The organism is Allobosea sp. P4_C6 (assembly GCF_056402015.1).
In genome coordinates, this window is sequence record NZ_JBFUIF010000282.1 from 1 (window position 1) to 980 (window position 980).

Consider the following 980-nt stretch of genomic DNA (forward strand, 5'->3'; position numbering starts at 1 on the left):
GGCCATCACGGGAGGGGGCAGCTCGGGCATCGGTGAGATTGATGATCCTGCCCTGGCTCTCGCCATCGATGGCGGCGTGCGGCGCCTCGACAAAGCTTCCCAGACCCTCCGACTGCCAGTGGTAGCGGCGAGCGATGCCGCCATCACCGTTCATCCCTTGCTGAACAACTACCCATTGGCCGTCATCCGTGACGAAGAAGCCGTGTAGATAAAGATCGAAACCGTCCTGAACCGCTGCGCTGTCCACTTTGGCGACAAGACGACTGGCTTTAGCGAGCGCGTCTCCATCGAACCCGGTTCTGGCACCGATCTGCTGTAGCTCGAACGGCGTCTGCCTCGAATGGCGGCCCCTGCCGCCGCAGACATGTAGTCCCAGCTCGCCGGATAGCGGGGCGAGTCCACGCTTCAGCGCACCTATGACGCTCGTAGTGATCCCCGACGAATGCCAATCCATCCCCATCACAGCGCCAAAGGACTGAAACCAGAAGGGGTGCGCGAGCCGCCGCAGCAATTCCTCGCGACCGTAATGGTGAATGATCGCCTCGCAGATGACCGCCCCCAATCTCGACATGCGTTGCCCGAGCCATCCCGGTACGCGGCCATGATGAAGCGGAAGATCGGCGCTGCCTGAACGGCGTGCCATGCGCTGCTCCCGAACGAAACAAGAACTGCGGTTCTATCTCAAAAAAGATCGTAGATAAACACGAGCGTCGCGCAGTTGTTCGGTCATTTAAACCCACGATGACGATTTTTTCCGATCGCACGCAACTGATCGTGAGCCCTGCAACGCCCCTCTCGATAAGGAGTGTCCCGCGACTTAGCGATGACGTCTTCCAGGCCCACCGCGCAATCCAGCGTCAAAATTCGATGCGCCATGCTCGTAGAGTACGACTGCCTCACCGTCGAGGATGGCGGCGTACTCAAGCGCATCAAGAGCGACGCTGGGAAAACGGCCGATCTAATCGTGTTCGCCGGGGGCA

At 60.1% G+C, this 980-nt stretch carries 1 protein-coding gene; it reads right to left on the reverse strand.

Features of this window, described 5'->3' with window-relative positions:
• On the reverse strand, window positions 1–643 hold a 643-nt coding region (locus AC1DVA_RS28675), incomplete at its 3' end, for a DUF763 domain-containing protein (protein WP_476808170.1).
• Between the last annotated feature and the right edge of the window lie 337 nt (window positions 644–980).